We start from the raw sequence: 15789 nt of genomic DNA on the forward strand, positions 1-15789 counted from the left end.
AATCTGAAACAATCGACAATATGCCTTTATTGTCCCGATATTTGCGTCCTTATGGTTGAAGAAGGGTTAAACAGTGCACCCAATCGTAAAAAACAGGGCTCAATAATCCCGTTCAAAGAAAATACCGGCGCTCGAATCGCCATCCGATCCCAATGCGCCCTTGACCTTGAGACTGCGCGAAATGTCGAGATTGACCGTACCCTTCGTATCGCCCCCGGCGCCCGCCTCGACGCCCAGATAGATATTATCGCGTATATAGCGCCCGGCACGCACGGCGGTCTCGCCCTTGTCGTTTGTGACCACATCAATGTCATCCAGTCCGACACCCTGCCGCAATTTGCTGATCAGCGAATTGTTGGAGCCGCCGGCAAGTTCGGCAGCAGCAGCGGCAAGCTGCGCAATCTGGAAGGCCGAAAGCTCACCCAGCGAGCGGTTGAAGATCAGATGGGCCAGAACTTCGTCCTGCGGCAGTTCGGGTGACGAGGAGAAGACGATGTTGAGGTTGTCGACCGTTCCTGTCACCGTCACGATTGCCGTAATGTCACTGCCTTCGGTACGCGCCACGAAATGAAGCTGCGGATTGAGATCACCCACCAGCGTCACATTACCCTCGTCGAAGGTGATGCGCTGGCCGAGAATGCCGATGCGGCCGCGGATCAGGTCGAACGCTCCCACGGGCTGGATATTGGTGACGGGTCCGGTCAGCCGCACACGACCGCCAAGCTCGGTATCCAGACCGCGCCCGCGCACGAATATCTGGTTGGGCGCGCTCACCAGCACGTCGAGGCGCGGCATGTTCGGGCGCGCGGTCGGCGTCGGCACATTGCTGCCGCGCTCTTCCGCCTTGGCGCGATCGAGCGTGATCTGCACATCCTTTGGCGTATTGATATGGCGGACGGGGACATAGGTTGCGCCGCCGCCAAGATTTTCCGGTACGGAAATTTCCGCGCGATCCACATCGATGCGGCCCGAAATCAGCGGATCGCGCATCAGCGGTCCCTTGACCGAAATCGTGCCATCGACGGTCGCCACCACCAGCTTGCCGTCGGCATAGCGCGCACGATCCAGCTTGACGGTAATGTCGGCGGGGAAACTGGCTGCGGCATTGGTCGAAATCGTGCCTGTCGCCGAGATGGTGCCGCCGCCGCCAAAAGTGCCGTTGACCTGACGCAGCGTGATGGTTTCACCCTCCATGCTGCCCATGACATTGATATTGGTGACGCGCAGATTGGTCTCGGGATCGATGAACTGCGCACCGGTGGTCGAGAACATGCCGCGCAATTGCGGCCTGTCCAGACCGCCCGAGACACTGGCCGTCAGCGACAGCGTGCCGGAAGCCTGCCCGCCCCGGTCCGCCAGAAAACGATTGGCGAGCACCAGTGGAACATTGCCGGTGACATTGACACCCAATCCCTGCCCCGAAAACGGCACCTTGCCATTGGCGGTGACATTGAGGCCCTGCGGGCCATCAACGGACAATGAAGAGAGGTCTATCGCCCTGGCGGCATAGCTTCCTGCCGCCTGAAGCGTCAGCGGCGCAAGGCCGTTGTCACGCAGCGGTTTTGCCGCAAGACCGGAGCCGCGCAAATCAAACGTTGCCGAAGGATTGGTCAGCGGGCCGGTGACGCGCGCCGTTCCTGTCACATTGCCCGCCAGATCCTGTCCCTTGACCGCGCCATTGAGTGCTGCCAGCGGCAGATTGGCCAGATTGACATCCAGCGCCAGTTCACCCTGATCCAGCGGCACGCCGCCGCTGGCCCGCAGATCGATCCCGCCGCCGCCGGTCACATGCGCATCGACATTGAGGCGATTATTGTTCGATGTTCCTCTGGCATCCGCATTCAGCGCCGCTATACCCTGATTTCTCAGCTCCGCCGCAATAACGTCCCGCGCCGACATATCGAAGGCAATATCGGGCACGTCACGCGTCCCGGTGATGCGCGCAGTGCCGTTGACCGTGCCACCAAGGCCAAGTTCCGGCCTGAACGTATTGGCAAGGGCCAGCGGCAGGTTCGTGATCGCCACGGCAAGATCAAGGCGGTCAGCGACGGAACCATTGACCCGGACCTGCCCATCGCCGGTATTGACCACAATATCGCCAAAGGAAATCTCGCTGCCCTTCATGGTGAGGGTCGCGGGCGCGGCAAGATTTGCTGCAAGCGTGTCCTGTCTTACATCGGCAGATGCCAGGGCAAGCTCAAAGCCGCCGTCCTTTGGTTGAAGCGAGCCGCTCGCATTGGCCAATGTGCCGATTTTGAGTTTCGTGCTGACGCTGAAATCGGTCTTCGATCCGGTTGCATTGGCTTGTGCATCGAAGCTGTCGATGCCGAAAGTGCCAGCCATGATGTCGCGCGCCGCTGCATTGCCATCGACGGTGGGCACGCCAAACAGGTCGCTTGCGGTGAGCGCAATATCAGCGGATGCAATGTGGTTATCATTGACCTTCACATTGCGCGCATCGGCCCTGACGCGCGCATTCTGCCTCTCGCCTTCCGCTGAAAGCTCTATATCGGCATTGGCCGTCCCTGTAGCCTGAGCCAGAAAGAGTGCTGCCGCCGTCGAAATATCCGGCGCATCGAGCTTGAGCTGGCCGGTGAAAAGCCCTTCTGGCGTCTGGGTGAGATTGCCGGACAGATGCGCGCCGCCTGCGTTGAAAATCAGGTCGGTGAAGCGCTTTTCATCATTGGCAATGTCGATCACCGTGCCAAGATCGACACGATCACCGTTGAGGAGCGCCTGGCCTGCCAGCCTGCCTGATACCGAAGCACCGGTTTTGGCATTGCCATCCAGCATGGCGTTGAAATCGAGAGCGCCTTCGGAAAGCTTGCGTCCGGCAAGCGTGCCCTGCGGTGCATCGGCGCGCAGCGCCAGCGCGATCAGCTTGTCATCGCCGCGCGCGCTGCCCTTGATGGTCATGCGTCCCGACGCCTTGTCGGAGAGCAGGGACAGATCGGACAGCATCACGCCAAAATCGAAATCCGCCTTGTCGCTGGCAAAGGAACCATTGGCGGTAATTTCGCTCAAGTCATTGCCGATACGGAAATCGCGCGCCGAAAACCCTTGCGTGCTCCGACCCAGATTGCCGCTGAGGTTGACGTCACCGTCAAGAATATTATCGACAGCCTGTGTTCCGGTGCGCATGTTCTGCGCCGTGCCGTCGAGGTCGAGCTGGAACGCGCCGCTGACCGGATAGACCGTGCCCGACGCCTTGACATCGATGCTGCCCGCCAGATCGCGTCCGGCGAGTGAGGCATAGGGAGCAAGGCTGGCTATTTTTGCGATAATATCGCCGTTAAAGGCCGCATTGGCGATATTGCCCTGAAGCGCCAGACCAAGCCCATTGCCTTCAATATTGACATTGGCAAGCTCCACCGGGGTTCCGGTGCGCCAGCCGCCGGCAATGGCAAGCTTGATGCTATTGCCCAAAGCTTCGGCAATTTTTGCATCGGGCGAGGAAATGCCGTCCACGCCGCCATTCACATTGAAGGTGATATGGCGGTTCAGCGGATCATTGAGATTTTCAGCGACCCCGCCCATATCCAGCGCAATCGAGGATGCCGAAACCTGCGCATTCTCAAAACCGGAAATGGCCAGCGTGCCTGTCCAGTCATTGGTCGGCCGATCACCATAGGCGATCTGGAAACGGGCATCGGCAATGGATGTCTCGCCGCCCTTGACCGGCAAAAGCACACGATCCTTGCTGTCATCCTTGATGGAAGCGTCAAGACGCAGCCGGTTCAGAAAGCCGTCATTGCCCGCTTCAGCCGAAGCCTTCACGTTCAGCGCAGCGCTGGTCAGCGCCAGATCGTCAAGACGAAAGCCGCCTGCATCCTTGAGCAGGCCATTTGCCGAAAGCACGGTTTGCGCACCGAAGAATTCACGGAATTCCGCCGGAACCAGCGTCGCGACCGGCCCTTCGAGGCCAGCCACGAATACGCGTCCATCGCCCTTCCGCTGCAAGGTGAAGCCGCCGGTAAGAGTGCGATTGTGATCGGTATCCAGCGCCAGATCGATTTTCAGATCATCGAGCGTGCCGCTTCCGGTCACGGCAAGATCGACCGGCGGGTAGCCCGGCAGATTGAGCAGGTTGGCGACGATGCCATTGGCCGGTTCGGACACTTTCAGGTCGAGATCGAGCTTCTGGTCGGCATTGGCATAGGCTGCGCGCAGCACGAAAGAGCCGCCCGGCCCATCAAGGCGCGTAATGTCAAAGGCGGAATCGAGCGATCCATCGGCCAGCGACAGATTGCCATTGAGCGAGACTTCCGATTCAAGCCCGAAGATTTCCGCGCCAAAATGCAGCCGCGCCACTTCAAGCTGGTCGATATTTATGGAAATCGGCAATTCAGGCAGGCTGAAGCTGGAAGATTCGGGCGACGGCAGGCTGGTATCCGGCAGGGGCTTGCGCACAAGGTCGATGCGCTCGGCGACGAGCGACTGGACGCTCAGCCGTCCGGTGAAAAGCGCCAGACGGCTCCAGTTCAGCTTTGCATTTTCAATGCGCAGCCATACGCCTTCGCGGTCGGCAACCGTAATGGAGCCGACTGTTGCTTCAGACGAGAGCAGGCCGCTTATGCCGGAAATGGAAATGCGTCGGTTGGGCGCGGAAAGCTGATTTTCCACGAAAGACAGAAAATAGGACTGTTCTTCCTCCGCCTGTTCTTGGGCCTGTCCCTGGACCTGTTCCTGGGCCCGTTCTTGGGCAATGGCCGGAACCGCAAACAAAAGGAGGGCGAGGATTGCAAGTAATCTGGTCAAAACGCCTGTCCTATGCCGACATAGAATGCATAGCTCGGATCGCCCGAGCGGCGGTTAAGCGGAACGGCCACGTCGAGCCGGATCGGGCCAAGGCCGGTCAGGTAGCGCAGGCCGAGACCGGTTCCCAAGCGCATTTCTTCCGAAAAATCCGGGAAGGATTGCTCGCCGACATAACCGGCATCGAGGAATGCCACAGCGCCGATGGAATCGGTGACGCGCGCGCGCACCTCGCCCGAAGCCTCGACCAGAGAACGTCCGCCGATCACGTCGCCGGTCGATGTTTCCACCCCGATGCCGCGATAGGAATAGCCGCGCACGGAGCCGCCGCCGCCAGCCAGAAACACCTGATTGGGCGGCAGGTCTTCGATTGATGCGCCGACAATGGAGCCGACTTTCACGCGGCCAGCCAAAATGACGCGATCCGTCTCGCCAAAGCCATAATAGGTCCGGCCTTCGGCAGTGAAGCGGGTGGCAAAGTTACCGCGCTGGAATTCATAGAAAGGCTGGATATTGCCTTCCAGATAGACACCGGAACTGGGGTCTGGCTTATTGTTGCGGTCGTCATAGATGACGCCCGCCTCAAGCCCGCCGGTGGTGAATTCACGCTTGCCGAAAAAATCGTCGTCGAAGCGGCCATGGCTTGCTTTGGCGTAGATATTTGCCGAAAGCTCTTCACTAAAGATATGCGTGAAGCCGACCTTCGCATTGACCGAAGTTTCGGTATAGGCGTCCAGCACTTCGCGTTTGGCATCGAGCGCCGCGACAAAATCCGTATCCGGCGTGAAGACGCCGGGCTTTGCGAAACTTGCGCCAAGAAGATAGGTATAATTGGCCGGATCGAAGGAATTGTCCTGCGATCCGCCGATACCGCTGACCTTGGCGTCAAAACGCAGGCGCTCGCCCCTGCCGAACAGGTTGCGATGCATCCAGTAACCGGTGACGCCGAAACCATCGAGGGTGGAATATTCAACACCAGCGCCGATCCGGCGCGGCTTTCGTTCCTGAACATTGAGCGTGATGGGCAAAGTACCATCCGGCTCGATCGCCTCTGCTTCCTCGAAATTCATCGCGCGGAAGACTTCCATGCGTCCGAGACGCTTTTTTGCGCGTTCTATATCGTCGGGATCATATTCCTGTCCCGGCTTCAATCCGGTCATCCATGCGATGAATTGCGGGTCGAGCCGCGCCGTGCCCACCACGCTGACCGGCCCGTAATGCGCTTTGCGGCCCGGATCGAGTCCTATATCCGCCGAAATACGATTATCGGCATGATCGGCGACGATGTCCTCGCTCGTCACACGGGCTTTCGCGTAACCCTGATGGCGCCATGCCTCCACGGCGAGGCGCTCGGCTTTCAGGATTGTCGTCGACCGCGCTACCTCGCCCGGCGCAAAACCCGCATCCTGCGGCGATTGCACCTTGTCGCGCCGGTCGGTGGGCGGCGGGGCTATATTGGAAATCGCGGTGCGCGAGAACAGGAATTGCGGACCCGGATCGACGGAAATATCGATTTTGGCATTATCGGGAATAGCCGCGTCGACAGGAATATCATTGGCTTCCTGCCCGCCCACCCTGATGGATATGGTGCCGCCATAGCGGCCCTGATCATAAAGTGCAGCCAGAATACGCCGGTAATCGCCGCGCGCCTTGGCCAGCAGCCCTGCCGAACCGGAGGCGGGACGATCCTCGTCGGCAACCAGCCCCGATGCGCCTTCGATAACGGATTTCAGATCCGCCTGTGTGCCATCGGCATTGGTGCGGTTGCCCGTCATCTCGACATTGACGGAATATTTCAGGGGATCGGCAATGACCGCATCGGCGTCATCCTTCTTCGCTTCCCCCCAAAGGCGGACACCAAAGATTTCAAACGCTGCGGCGGACGAAAGGGAAGCTGTAGAAAAACAGGCCGTCAACAACAGTGCGGCAATATTGCGTCCTATTATCGTCCTGTTACTGCACATCATACGCGCTACTTGTCCAGTTCTCGTTCCGTGGCCGTCTGGGCAGCGCCCCGCCTCCCCCAATCCCAGGACGATTCAGGGATTATCACAGTGCAGACAGAACGCCAAGCATCAACCCAAACGACTTCCGCCCCAAGCACAATCGAGAGGCGGCAAGTGGCATTTATTGTAAATCAATTGAGTCAATGGAGCGTTAATACACCAATTGATTGCGGCCTGCCGGGAGGAGGAGGTTCCGGCAGGCCGCGGATCAGGTCATTGGGGAGGGGGAGAAAATGACCTGATACTGATGACGGGTTATGCGTTTTCTCTAAAAATATTACCGTCCTGCATGTTCCGCGCGCATAGGACGATGAAACGGCCGCAGACCGCCCGGCCCTATCACCGGTCCCGGTCCCCAATAGGGGCGCGGTCCCCAATGCGGGCCACCATGCGGCTCCCAATGCGACGGGCTCCAATGCGGATGCGGGCGCCAGTTTGGGCCCCAGCCATGCCTTCGATAAGGAACGCAGCCGGAAGCCATGCAGGGCCGATAGTAACCCCGGCCCCGGTCAGAATAGCCGGAACCGAAAAACAGCGTAATCGCCGGCGGCGCCGCATAAGGGGGCGCAATGGGGGCAGGTGCAACGGGCTGCGCACCGATATGGACATAGCGCGCAGAAACCCAGCCAAGATAGCCACGGTTCCCGACCTGACACCAGTTGCCCCGGCATCGCCCTACATCAACCCAGCTTCCCGCGGGAAGCGTCGCCACCCGCCCATAGTTCACCCCCGGACCGCCGCGGACATTCACATTGGCCGTTACTACGCCGGGCGCTGCCTGGACCACGGCAGGCAAAGCCACCATCGCCGCAAGAAATGCAGGAATAAACAATCTATTATTAAGAGTTTTCTTAATTAAATTCATTGAATAAACTCCTGATTAAAAAATAAATATTTAGAATAAAAACATTATTGACCATATGCATTTTATCTATATTTCAATCAACAGCAAATATATTTTCATTATATGGTAAATACTATATTCAAATCGGAATTTTTATTACCAAATCCCCATATCATTAATATGAACCGCAAATAAAAAGGCGCCCCGGTCGAAACCGGAGCGCCGTGCGGCTTTCAGGAGGGGGAGAGGGAGGAAAAAGCCGCAGGTTGGGCCGCCAGAACCTTATGGCAGATTGCGCGCCGCTTCCGGCGTCATATGCATCGGCATCATATTGGTATCGAGGTGATGCATGACCCAGATGGAGCCTGCCAGCACGATGGCCAGAATGATGACCGTGAAAATGAGCGCGAGGATATTCCAGCCGTTCTCGGACTTCGGATCCAGATGCAGGAAATAGACCAGATGCACGAGAATCTGAACGACAGCGATGCCCAGAACGATGGCGGCTGTGGTTGCAGGCGTGAAATAACCGTTCATCGCCAGCATGAAAGGAACGACGGTGAGAACGAGGGCCAGCACGAAGCCTGTCAGATAGGTCTTCAGGCTTCCGTGTGCGGCTTGATCGTGTGTTTCGTGTGCAGAACTCATCACAGTACACCCAGCAGATAGACAAGGGTAAAGACGCCGATCCAGATGATGTCGAGGAAGTGCCAGAAGAGGCTGAGACACATCACGCGCGTCCGGTTCTTTTCGGTCAGGCCATCGCGAAGAAGCTGGCCAGTGAGCACCAGAATCCAGATCAGGCCCGAGGTAATATGAATGCCGTGCGTTCCGACTAGCGTGAAAAAGGCTGAAAGGAAGGCGCTGCGGCCCGGTCCGGCATCAATGGAGATCAGGTGGTGGAATTCATAGATTTCCATCACGAGGAAAGCCGCGCCCAACATGAAGGTGACGCCAAGCCAGCGCAGGACGCCTGCCTTGTTGTTCTTGTACATGGCCAGCGTCGCCATGCCGTAGGTCACGCTGGAGACGAGCAGGATCATGGTTTCGACCAGCACGAATTGCAGGTCGAACAGTTCGCGACCGGTCGGGCCGCCCGCAAACTGATGCGCCAGAACGGCATAGGTTGCAAAAAGTCCCGAGAAGAGGACGCAGTCGCTCATCAGGTAGATCCAGAAGCCGACCAATGTGGTCGACCCTGCATCATGATGATCCTCGTGAACCGGATTTTCATTGCCGCCCTTGAAGGGCAAAGCGGTATTGGTGGCAGCGCTCATGGATCAGGCCTCCTGAGCAAGCAGTTGCCGGGTGCGGGCATCTTCGATGCGCTGCACTTCCTCGGCCGGGACATAGAAATCCCTGTCATTGTTGAAGGAGTGGGCGATGGCGACGGCCAGAACGCCCAGCGATGAGGCAATCGCCAGCCACCAGATATGCCAGACCAAGGCGAAACCGAGCGGAATGGTCAGCATGCCGATGATGAAGCCCGTGCCGGTGTTCCTGGGCATGTGGATGCGGGCAAAACCCGTCGTGCGGCGCACGTAATCGTTCTGCTTCATATCCCACCAGCCGTCATGATCGCGCACATGCGGGATTTCGGCGAAATTGTAGAATGGCGGCGGCGAAGACAGCGACCATTCCAGCGTGCGGCCCGTACCCCAGGAATCGCCGTTGGTCTCGCGCAGTTTTTCGCGGTCACGAATGGAGATCATGATCTGGAGAACCTGGAAGACGATACCGAGCAGGATGATCGCCACACCGATGGCGGCAACGATCAGGTAGATATGCCAGGCGGGATTTTCCGTGTGGTTGAGGCGGCGGGTCATGCCCATCAGGCCGAGCACATAGAGCGGCATGAAGGCCATGATGAAGCCGACGAGCCAGCACCAGAAGGCTTTTTTGCCCAAGCCTTCATGCAGCTTGAAGCCGAAAGCCTTCGGCCACCAGTAGATCAGCCCTGCGAAACAGCCAAACAGCACGCCCGAAATGATGACGTTGTGGAAATGCGCAATCAGGAAGACCGAATTGTGCAACACGAAGTCGGCAGGCGGAACGGCCAGCAGAACGCCCGTCATGCCGCCGACGACGAAGGTGCACATGAAACCGATGGTCCACATGACCGGCGTTTCGAGCCGCACGCGCCCCTTATACATGGTGAAGAGCCAGTTGAAGACCTTCGCCCCCGTGGGGATGGCGATGATCATGGTTGCAACACCGAAGAAGGCATTCACGCTCGCGCCGCCACCCATGGTGAAGAAGTGGTGCACCCAGACGAGGAACGACAGAACGGTGATCGCCAGCGTTGCGTAGACCATCGACGTATAGCCGAAAAGGCGTTTGCGTGAGAAGGTCGCGATGATTTCGGAGAATACGCCGAAGCAGGGCAGGACCAGAATATAGACTTCCGGGTGGCCCCAGATCCAGATGAGGTTGACATACATCATCGGATTGCCACCGGAATCATTGGTGAAGAAGTGGAAATCCAGATAACGATCGAGCGTCAGCAGCGAAAGCGTGACGGTGAGGATCGGGAAGGCTGCGACAATCAGAATGTTGGCGCAGAGCGCGGTCCAGGTGAAAACCGGAACCTGCATCATGCCCATGCCGGGCGCGCGCATCTTGATGATCGTGGTAATCAGATTGACGCCGGAAAGCAGCGTGCCCATGCCGGAAATCTGCAAGGCCCACAAATAGTAATCCATTCCGACATCGGGACTGAACTCCTTGCCCGAAAGCGGCGGATAGGCCAGCCAGCCGGTCTTGGCGAATTCACCGACACCAAGCGAGATATTGATGAGAATGGCGCCTGCAACGGTAAGCCAGAAGCTCAGCGAGTTGAGATAGGGAAACGCCACATCGCGCGCGCCGATCTGGAGCGGCACGGCGAAGTTCATCAGGCCGACGATGAAAGGCATCGCCACGAAGAAGATCATGATCACGCCATGGGCGGTAAAGATCTGGTCGTAGTGATGGGGCGGCAGAAAGCCTTCATTGGCGCCGGAGGCCATGGCCTGCTGGGCACGCATCATCACGGCGTCCGAGAAGCCGCGGAACAGCATCACGAAGGCCAGAATGATATACATGATGCCGATGCGCTTGTGATCGACGGAGGTGAGCCAGTCGTTCCACAGAACGCCCCACTTGCGATAATAGGTGATGGCTGCGAGAATGGCGAGCCCTCCGCCAGCCACCGCAGCCAATGTGACCATGATGATCGGCTCGTGGAAGGGTATCGCTTCGAGCGTAAGTTTTCCGAACATTTCTATTCTTGCTTCGATTGGAGTGCGATCAGCCGCAGCGCCCGGACGTGCTCATCGGGAGCGCTGCGGCATCGGCAAATCAGTTTTCAAGCTGCGACAGGCGCTGCGGCTGGATGGCGCAGATGATGTCGTTCGCCCATTGGCTGAAATCGACAGGCGAGGACTTGCGCAGGTTTGCGCGCGCCGCCTGAGCCATCTGCGTGCGATGCATTTCATCATCCAGACAGACGGACTTCCCGTCCCAGCAGCGGTTCACAATGCCGTGAAACAGCGCCTTGTCATTATAGGCAAAATGCTGCACCGGATGCTTTTCGCTCGGCTGAACGAGCGATGCATAACGATCGCGGTTCAGTTCCTGTCCGGAAGCCCTGGCGTCGGCCACCCATTTGTCGAATCCGGCCTGATCGAAAGCATGCGCCTTGAAGCGCATCTGGGCAAAGCCCTGGCCGCTGTAATTGGCCGAAATGCCGTCAAATACGCCCTCATGATCGGCGATCAGGTGCAGCTTGGTCTGCATGCTGGGCATGGTATAGACCTGACTGCCAAGCACCGGAATGAAGAAGGAATTCATGATATTGGAAGAGGTCAGCTTGAAATTGACTGGCACGCCGACAGGCATGGCCATTTCATTGACCGAGGCAACCCCGTAATCGGGATAGATGAACAGCCACTTCCAGTCGAGCGCCACCACTTCGACATTGACCGGCGGCACGCTCGATTCGAGCGGGCGATAGGGGTCGAGCTTGTGGGTGCTGATCCAGGTGACGGTGCCCAGAACCACGATAATGGCGACCGGGATGAGCCAGACCGCCGCTTCGATCCTGTTGGAATGATGCCAGTCGGGCTTGTATTCCGCCTCTTCATTCGTAGAACGATACTTCCAGGCAAAATAAAGGGTCATGAAAATGACCGGCAATACGACGAGAAGCATCAAGCCCGTCGCGAAATAGATGAGATCACGTTCCGCCATGCCGACCTGCCCCTTGGGAGAGAGCAGGACCTGATTCTCGCAGCCAGCGAGAAACACCATGATTGCCAACGCGGCGAACGAAGCGATCGTTCGGGGGGTGCCGTGTTTCATTTGTCTTTCCATCCAGCGCACGGCATGAAGCGCCGAGGCCATGTAATTTCCTAGTTTTCGGTAATTTCTGAAAATTCCAAATGTACCGATATAACGAATAATCGCATTTGTCACGCCTTTGACGCAAAATAACCGCCATTGGCTATGGCCCCCTGATGTTTGCTGATAATTACAAAGCCGACCGGGTGCGGGGAGCGCATGAAGCTCGTGGGATTTGCTGGAAGAGACGCTTTATGATTTTCAGGGAATGGCCGCTTGAAGAGGCCGAAGGGACGATCATCGCCAATAGTCTTGTTGCGGAGCCATACCATCTGCGCAAGGGAACGGTGCTGGAATCGGGCCATCTTGAAGCAATGCGCCGGGCAGGCATGGCTCATGTGCTGGCGGCAAAGCTCGAAACCGATGATATGGGCGAAAACGATGCGGCGGCGGCAATCGGGCGGCTGCTTGTTTCTGGCAATATCGAAAGCGGCGTGGCGACAACGGGACGTATCAATCTGTTCGCGCAAAAAAGCGGCGTTTTCTGCGCGGATATTGCGGGCGTGGACGCCATCAATATGCTCGACGAGCGCATTTCGGTGGCCAGCCTGCACAATCACAACCGCGTCGAAGGCGGACAGATGGTGGCAACGGTCAAGATCATTCCCTTTGCCGTTCCGAAATCGCTGATCGATGAAATCTACAATCGGTGCGGCGAGCGCGCCATGTTTGACGTCAAGGCATTTCAGGCGACGCGCATCGGTCTCATCCAGTCACGCCTGCCCGCCATACGCGAGACGGTTCTTGCCAAAACCCAGACGCTGATCGCCAGACGCGCCGAACGCAATGGCGGCCGGGTCTGCGCCGAACGACGCGTGGCGCATGAAAGCACCGCCCTTGCCACGGCCATTGCCGAACTTGCAAAAATCAGCGATCTGCTGGTTATTTTCAGCGCATCGGCAGTGGCGGACGAAGCGGATATTGTGCCGCGCGCGATCATTCAGGCTGGCGGCGAAATCCTGCGCATCGGCGTGCCGGTCGATCCGGGCAATCTTCTGTCTGTGGGAAAATGCGCCGGAAAATATGTCGTCGTTGCCCCCGGTTCAGCGCGCAGCGCACGCGAAAGCAGTCTGGACAGGATCATCGATCGCCTGATGGCGGGGATAGAGCTGCAATCCGCCGATCTTGCCCGCATGGGGGTTGGCGGCCTGCTTTTATGAAAGCCCAACAAAAAAGGCCGGGGTAACCCGACCTTCTGTATTCACCCGGTCCTGCGCCAGTACATCCGTGGTCACAGATCCAAGTGAATTCCCGATACAGACGTAGGTATAGACCTGTTCTGTTTCAAGAGTATGACATAGAAAGCAGCCAATCAATCAGGCCGCCATCGGCTCGCTGACCTGCCCGGGGTGATTGTAGTTCCAGACTTCAGCCAGACAATCATGCATCAGATCAAGATCCACCGGACCAATCCGGCTCAGGACAAGATCAAGCTCATCCGGTTCAACCCCCCGGTTAAGAAGCTCGACGATGGCTTCGATCAAGACCGCTTTATCATCAAATCTGTAGCGCTGCATAAACCTGCTCCGCCAGTTAGCCCCCGGTTCAATGGTTACAGCATAGGCGCTTATGGTTAACCGAACCTTACCTTTCGTAAAAATTGCCGAGGCTTCGCAAAAAATTCATAAGCCAAACCATCCTTTCTACGGATGATTTCCGGAATTACTTATTTATTACCGAACTACAAAATAAACACATTCTACAAACAGTACTGCTTTGACAGCCTACTACGGATCGGCACAATTTCAAGCATACAGTCCAGAAACAAAGCATTTGAGATTTATCTACTATGCAAGGAAAAATGACATTCTTTCAAAGACACGCCAAAATGGCCTTCAGCTTTGGGGGTGTGCTGGCTCTTGCTCTTCTCATCGCGGCAAGCGTGCCGGGCGGCTATCTTGTTGCCATGCAATATAAAGGCAATATTCACGCAATCATCGCCGGTGAAGCCTATCGTTCCAACCAGCTTGATCCTGTGCGCATTACTTATATGCACAATCAACACGGGATCAGGAGCATCATCAATCTGCGCGGCGCGGAACCCGGATCGGAATGGTATGATGATGAAATAGCCACTGCAAAAGCGCTGGGTATCCAGCATATTGATTTTGAAATGTCGGCCAGCAAGCAATTGAGCCCGGAACGCACGCAACAACTGATTGCCGTGATGCGGAATGCGCAAAAGCCGGTTCTTATTCATTGCAAATCAGGATCGGATCGCACCGGACTTGCCGCCGCTCTTTATGTGGCGGCCATAGGTCGAGGAAGCGAGCGCAGGGCGGAACGTCAATTATCCATCGCCTATGGGCATTTCGGCCTTCCGTTCAGCCCGACATATGCGATGGAGCGAACGTTCGAGAGCGTCGAAGCAGAGCTCGGCTACCCTGATTCATAAATAAAACGCCGGGCAAAACCCGGCGTTTCTTCATTTTCTTTATTTGCTTTGCAAAGAACCCCGGTCGGTTTCCGTTACAGGGAATGCTCTATTCAGCAGCAACGATTTTTCCGCCATCCCACTTGAAGACATCGAAGCTCGGCGAGGTCAGGTCGCCGGTACCGCCATAGGTCAGTTCACCGATGACCGTCGGGATTGGCTCACCCTCATGCAGCACCTTGGCGACGGCTGCCGAATCTTCCGTGGTGCCGGCACGTTCCATCCCGGCCTTGAGGACCTGTACCGCAGCATAGGCGTTCATGGTGAAAGCCTCGACAGGGATATTCTTGGCGGTGAGCGCGTCAACCGCTTCCTTGGAAGCCGGGTTTTTGGTCGCGTCGACCGCATTGGTGAACAGTGTGCCTTGCGCCGTGTCGCCGCCGATCGCCCAATATTCGGTGTTGGACAAGCCTTCCCCGCCGAGAATCAGGGCGGTCAGACCGGCATCGTGCAGCTGGCGAGCCAGAAGGCCGCCTTCACCATGATAACCGCCGAAATAAACGACCTCCGTGCCAGCCGCCTTCAGCTTGGTGACGAGCGCGCTGAAATCCTTGTCGCCCGGTGTTACGGAATCATAATGCACTTCCGTCACGCCGTCCTTGTTGATCGCAGCCTTGAAAGAATCAGCCAGACCCTTGCCGTAAGCGCCCTTGTCATGGACGATGGCGACTTTTTTATCCTTGAGGTTCTTCAGATAATAGTCGGCCATGACGTCGGCCTGCTGGTCATCACGTCCGCAGGTGCGGAATACGGTTTCCAGACCACGCGCGGTCAGATCGGGTCCGGTCGCGGTCGGCGTAACCATCAACACGCCATTTTCCGCAAAAACGTCGGATACCGGGATTGCAACGCCGGTCGTCACCGGGCCGACGACGAATTTGACGCCATCGCCAACAAGCTGGTTGGCCGCAGAAACGCCCTGCTTGGGCTCGCCCGCATCGTCGGCAAACTGGAGAACGATCTTCTCGCCATTGATGCCGCCGGCGGCGTTGATGACTTCAACCGCAGTCTCGGCACCCTTCTTGACCTGATCGCCATAGGCTGCGACCGGGCCGGTCAGCGGCGCGACGACGCCGATTGTTATATCTGCGTAAGCTGCGCTGGCAAAGCCAAGTGTAGCAGCGAAAGCCACGCTGGAAAGCAGTTTGCGATTCATATCTTTCTCCTTTAGCGAGGCATTTTTCGAATAGCCCCTGACAATCCATGCCACGCAATTTCCGGCATCTGTGCACCGGTCAATTGCCAAGCCCTCCCCTTTGTCAATTTTCGTCGCAAAGGGTCAATTCAAAAGCCATTCCCGGCATTGCCGGGAACTCCTCCAGCCATAATATATCCGAAATCGCATCAACTTTTTCAGAATCATGTTCCAG

General features: G+C 57.3%; 11 protein-coding genes. 2 read left to right on the forward strand and 9 right to left on the reverse strand.

What is annotated here, in order from left to right:
• Nucleotides 1-99: 99 nt before the first annotated feature.
• The 7 genes from DKP76_RS02295 to cyoA form a co-directional block, all read right to left on the reverse strand.
• Entirely contained in the window at nucleotides 100-4758 is a 4659-nt protein-coding gene (locus DKP76_RS02295; RefSeq protein ID WP_109704789.1) for a translocation/assembly module TamB domain-containing protein, read from the reverse strand.
• The gene (locus tag DKP76_RS02300; RefSeq protein WP_109704790.1) at nucleotides 4755-6722 is read right to left on the reverse strand and encodes an autotransporter assembly complex protein TamA; all 1968 of its coding nucleotides are present in this window, start codon (nucleotides 6720-6722) and stop codon (nucleotides 4755-4757) included. Before DKP76_RS02300 ends, DKP76_RS02295 begins: the two co-directional genes overlap by 4 nt.
• Before the next feature lie 316 nt (nucleotides 6723-7038).
• Nucleotides 7039-7626 carry an SH3 domain-containing protein gene (locus tag DKP76_RS02305; RefSeq protein WP_109704791.1) on the reverse strand — a complete coding sequence of 196 codons (588 nt, stop codon included), beginning with the start codon at nucleotides 7624-7626 and terminating at the stop codon, nucleotides 7039-7041.
• 261 nt (nucleotides 7627-7887) lie between these two features.
• The gene (gene cyoD, locus DKP76_RS02310) at nucleotides 7888-8253 is read right to left on the reverse strand and encodes a cytochrome o ubiquinol oxidase subunit IV (RefSeq protein ID WP_109704792.1); all 366 of its coding nucleotides are present in this window, start codon (nucleotides 8251-8253) and stop codon (nucleotides 7888-7890) included.
• Nucleotides 8253-8882 (reverse strand): cytochrome o ubiquinol oxidase subunit III, encoded by a 630-nt coding sequence (gene cyoC / locus DKP76_RS02315; protein WP_109704793.1) that lies wholly within the window; start codon nucleotides 8880-8882, stop codon nucleotides 8253-8255. Before cyoC ends, cyoD begins: the two co-directional genes overlap by 1 nt.
• 3 nt (nucleotides 8883-8885) lie before the next feature.
• Nucleotides 8886-10865 (reverse strand): cytochrome o ubiquinol oxidase subunit I, encoded by a 1980-nt coding sequence (gene cyoB / locus DKP76_RS02320; protein ID WP_109704794.1) that lies wholly within the window; start codon nucleotides 10863-10865, stop codon nucleotides 8886-8888.
• A gap of 79 nt (nucleotides 10866-10944) precedes the next feature.
• On the reverse strand, nucleotides 10945-11946 hold the full coding sequence (gene cyoA / locus DKP76_RS02325; RefSeq protein WP_109705144.1) for a ubiquinol oxidase subunit II: 1002 nt from the start codon (nucleotides 11944-11946) through the stop codon (nucleotides 10945-10947).
• 233 nt (nucleotides 11947-12179) lie between these two features.
• On the opposite strand from cyoA, the gene DKP76_RS02330 reads away from it, so the two are divergent.
• Complete coding sequence (locus DKP76_RS02330) at nucleotides 12180-13145, forward strand: molybdopterin-binding protein (protein WP_109704795.1); 966 nt, start codon at nucleotides 12180-12182, stop codon at nucleotides 13143-13145.
• 156 nt (nucleotides 13146-13301) lie between these two features.
• Here the strand turns inward: DKP76_RS02330 and DKP76_RS02335 are convergent, their stop codons facing one another.
• Nucleotides 13302-13502: a hypothetical protein gene (locus DKP76_RS02335; protein WP_109704796.1), complete on the reverse strand. Its 201-nt coding sequence runs from the start codon at nucleotides 13500-13502 to the stop codon at nucleotides 13302-13304.
• Nucleotides 13503-13813: 311 nt separating this feature from the next.
• Between DKP76_RS02335 and DKP76_RS02340 the strand changes: the two genes are divergently transcribed.
• Entirely contained in the window at nucleotides 13814-14380 is a 567-nt protein-coding gene (locus DKP76_RS02340) for a tyrosine-protein phosphatase (protein WP_245410118.1), read from the forward strand.
• A gap of 88 nt (nucleotides 14381-14468) precedes the next feature.
• Here DKP76_RS02340 and DKP76_RS02345 read toward each other — a convergent pair whose 3' ends face one another.
• Nucleotides 14469-15575: an ABC transporter substrate-binding protein gene (locus tag DKP76_RS02345; RefSeq protein WP_109704798.1), complete on the reverse strand. Its 1107-nt coding sequence runs from the start codon at nucleotides 15573-15575 to the stop codon at nucleotides 14469-14471.
• Nucleotides 15576-15789 lie beyond the last annotated feature (214 nt).

It is taken from the genome of Falsochrobactrum shanghaiense (assembly GCF_003149535.1).
GTDB classification, from domain to species: domain Bacteria; phylum Pseudomonadota; class Alphaproteobacteria; order Rhizobiales; family Rhizobiaceae; genus Brucella; species Brucella shanghaiense.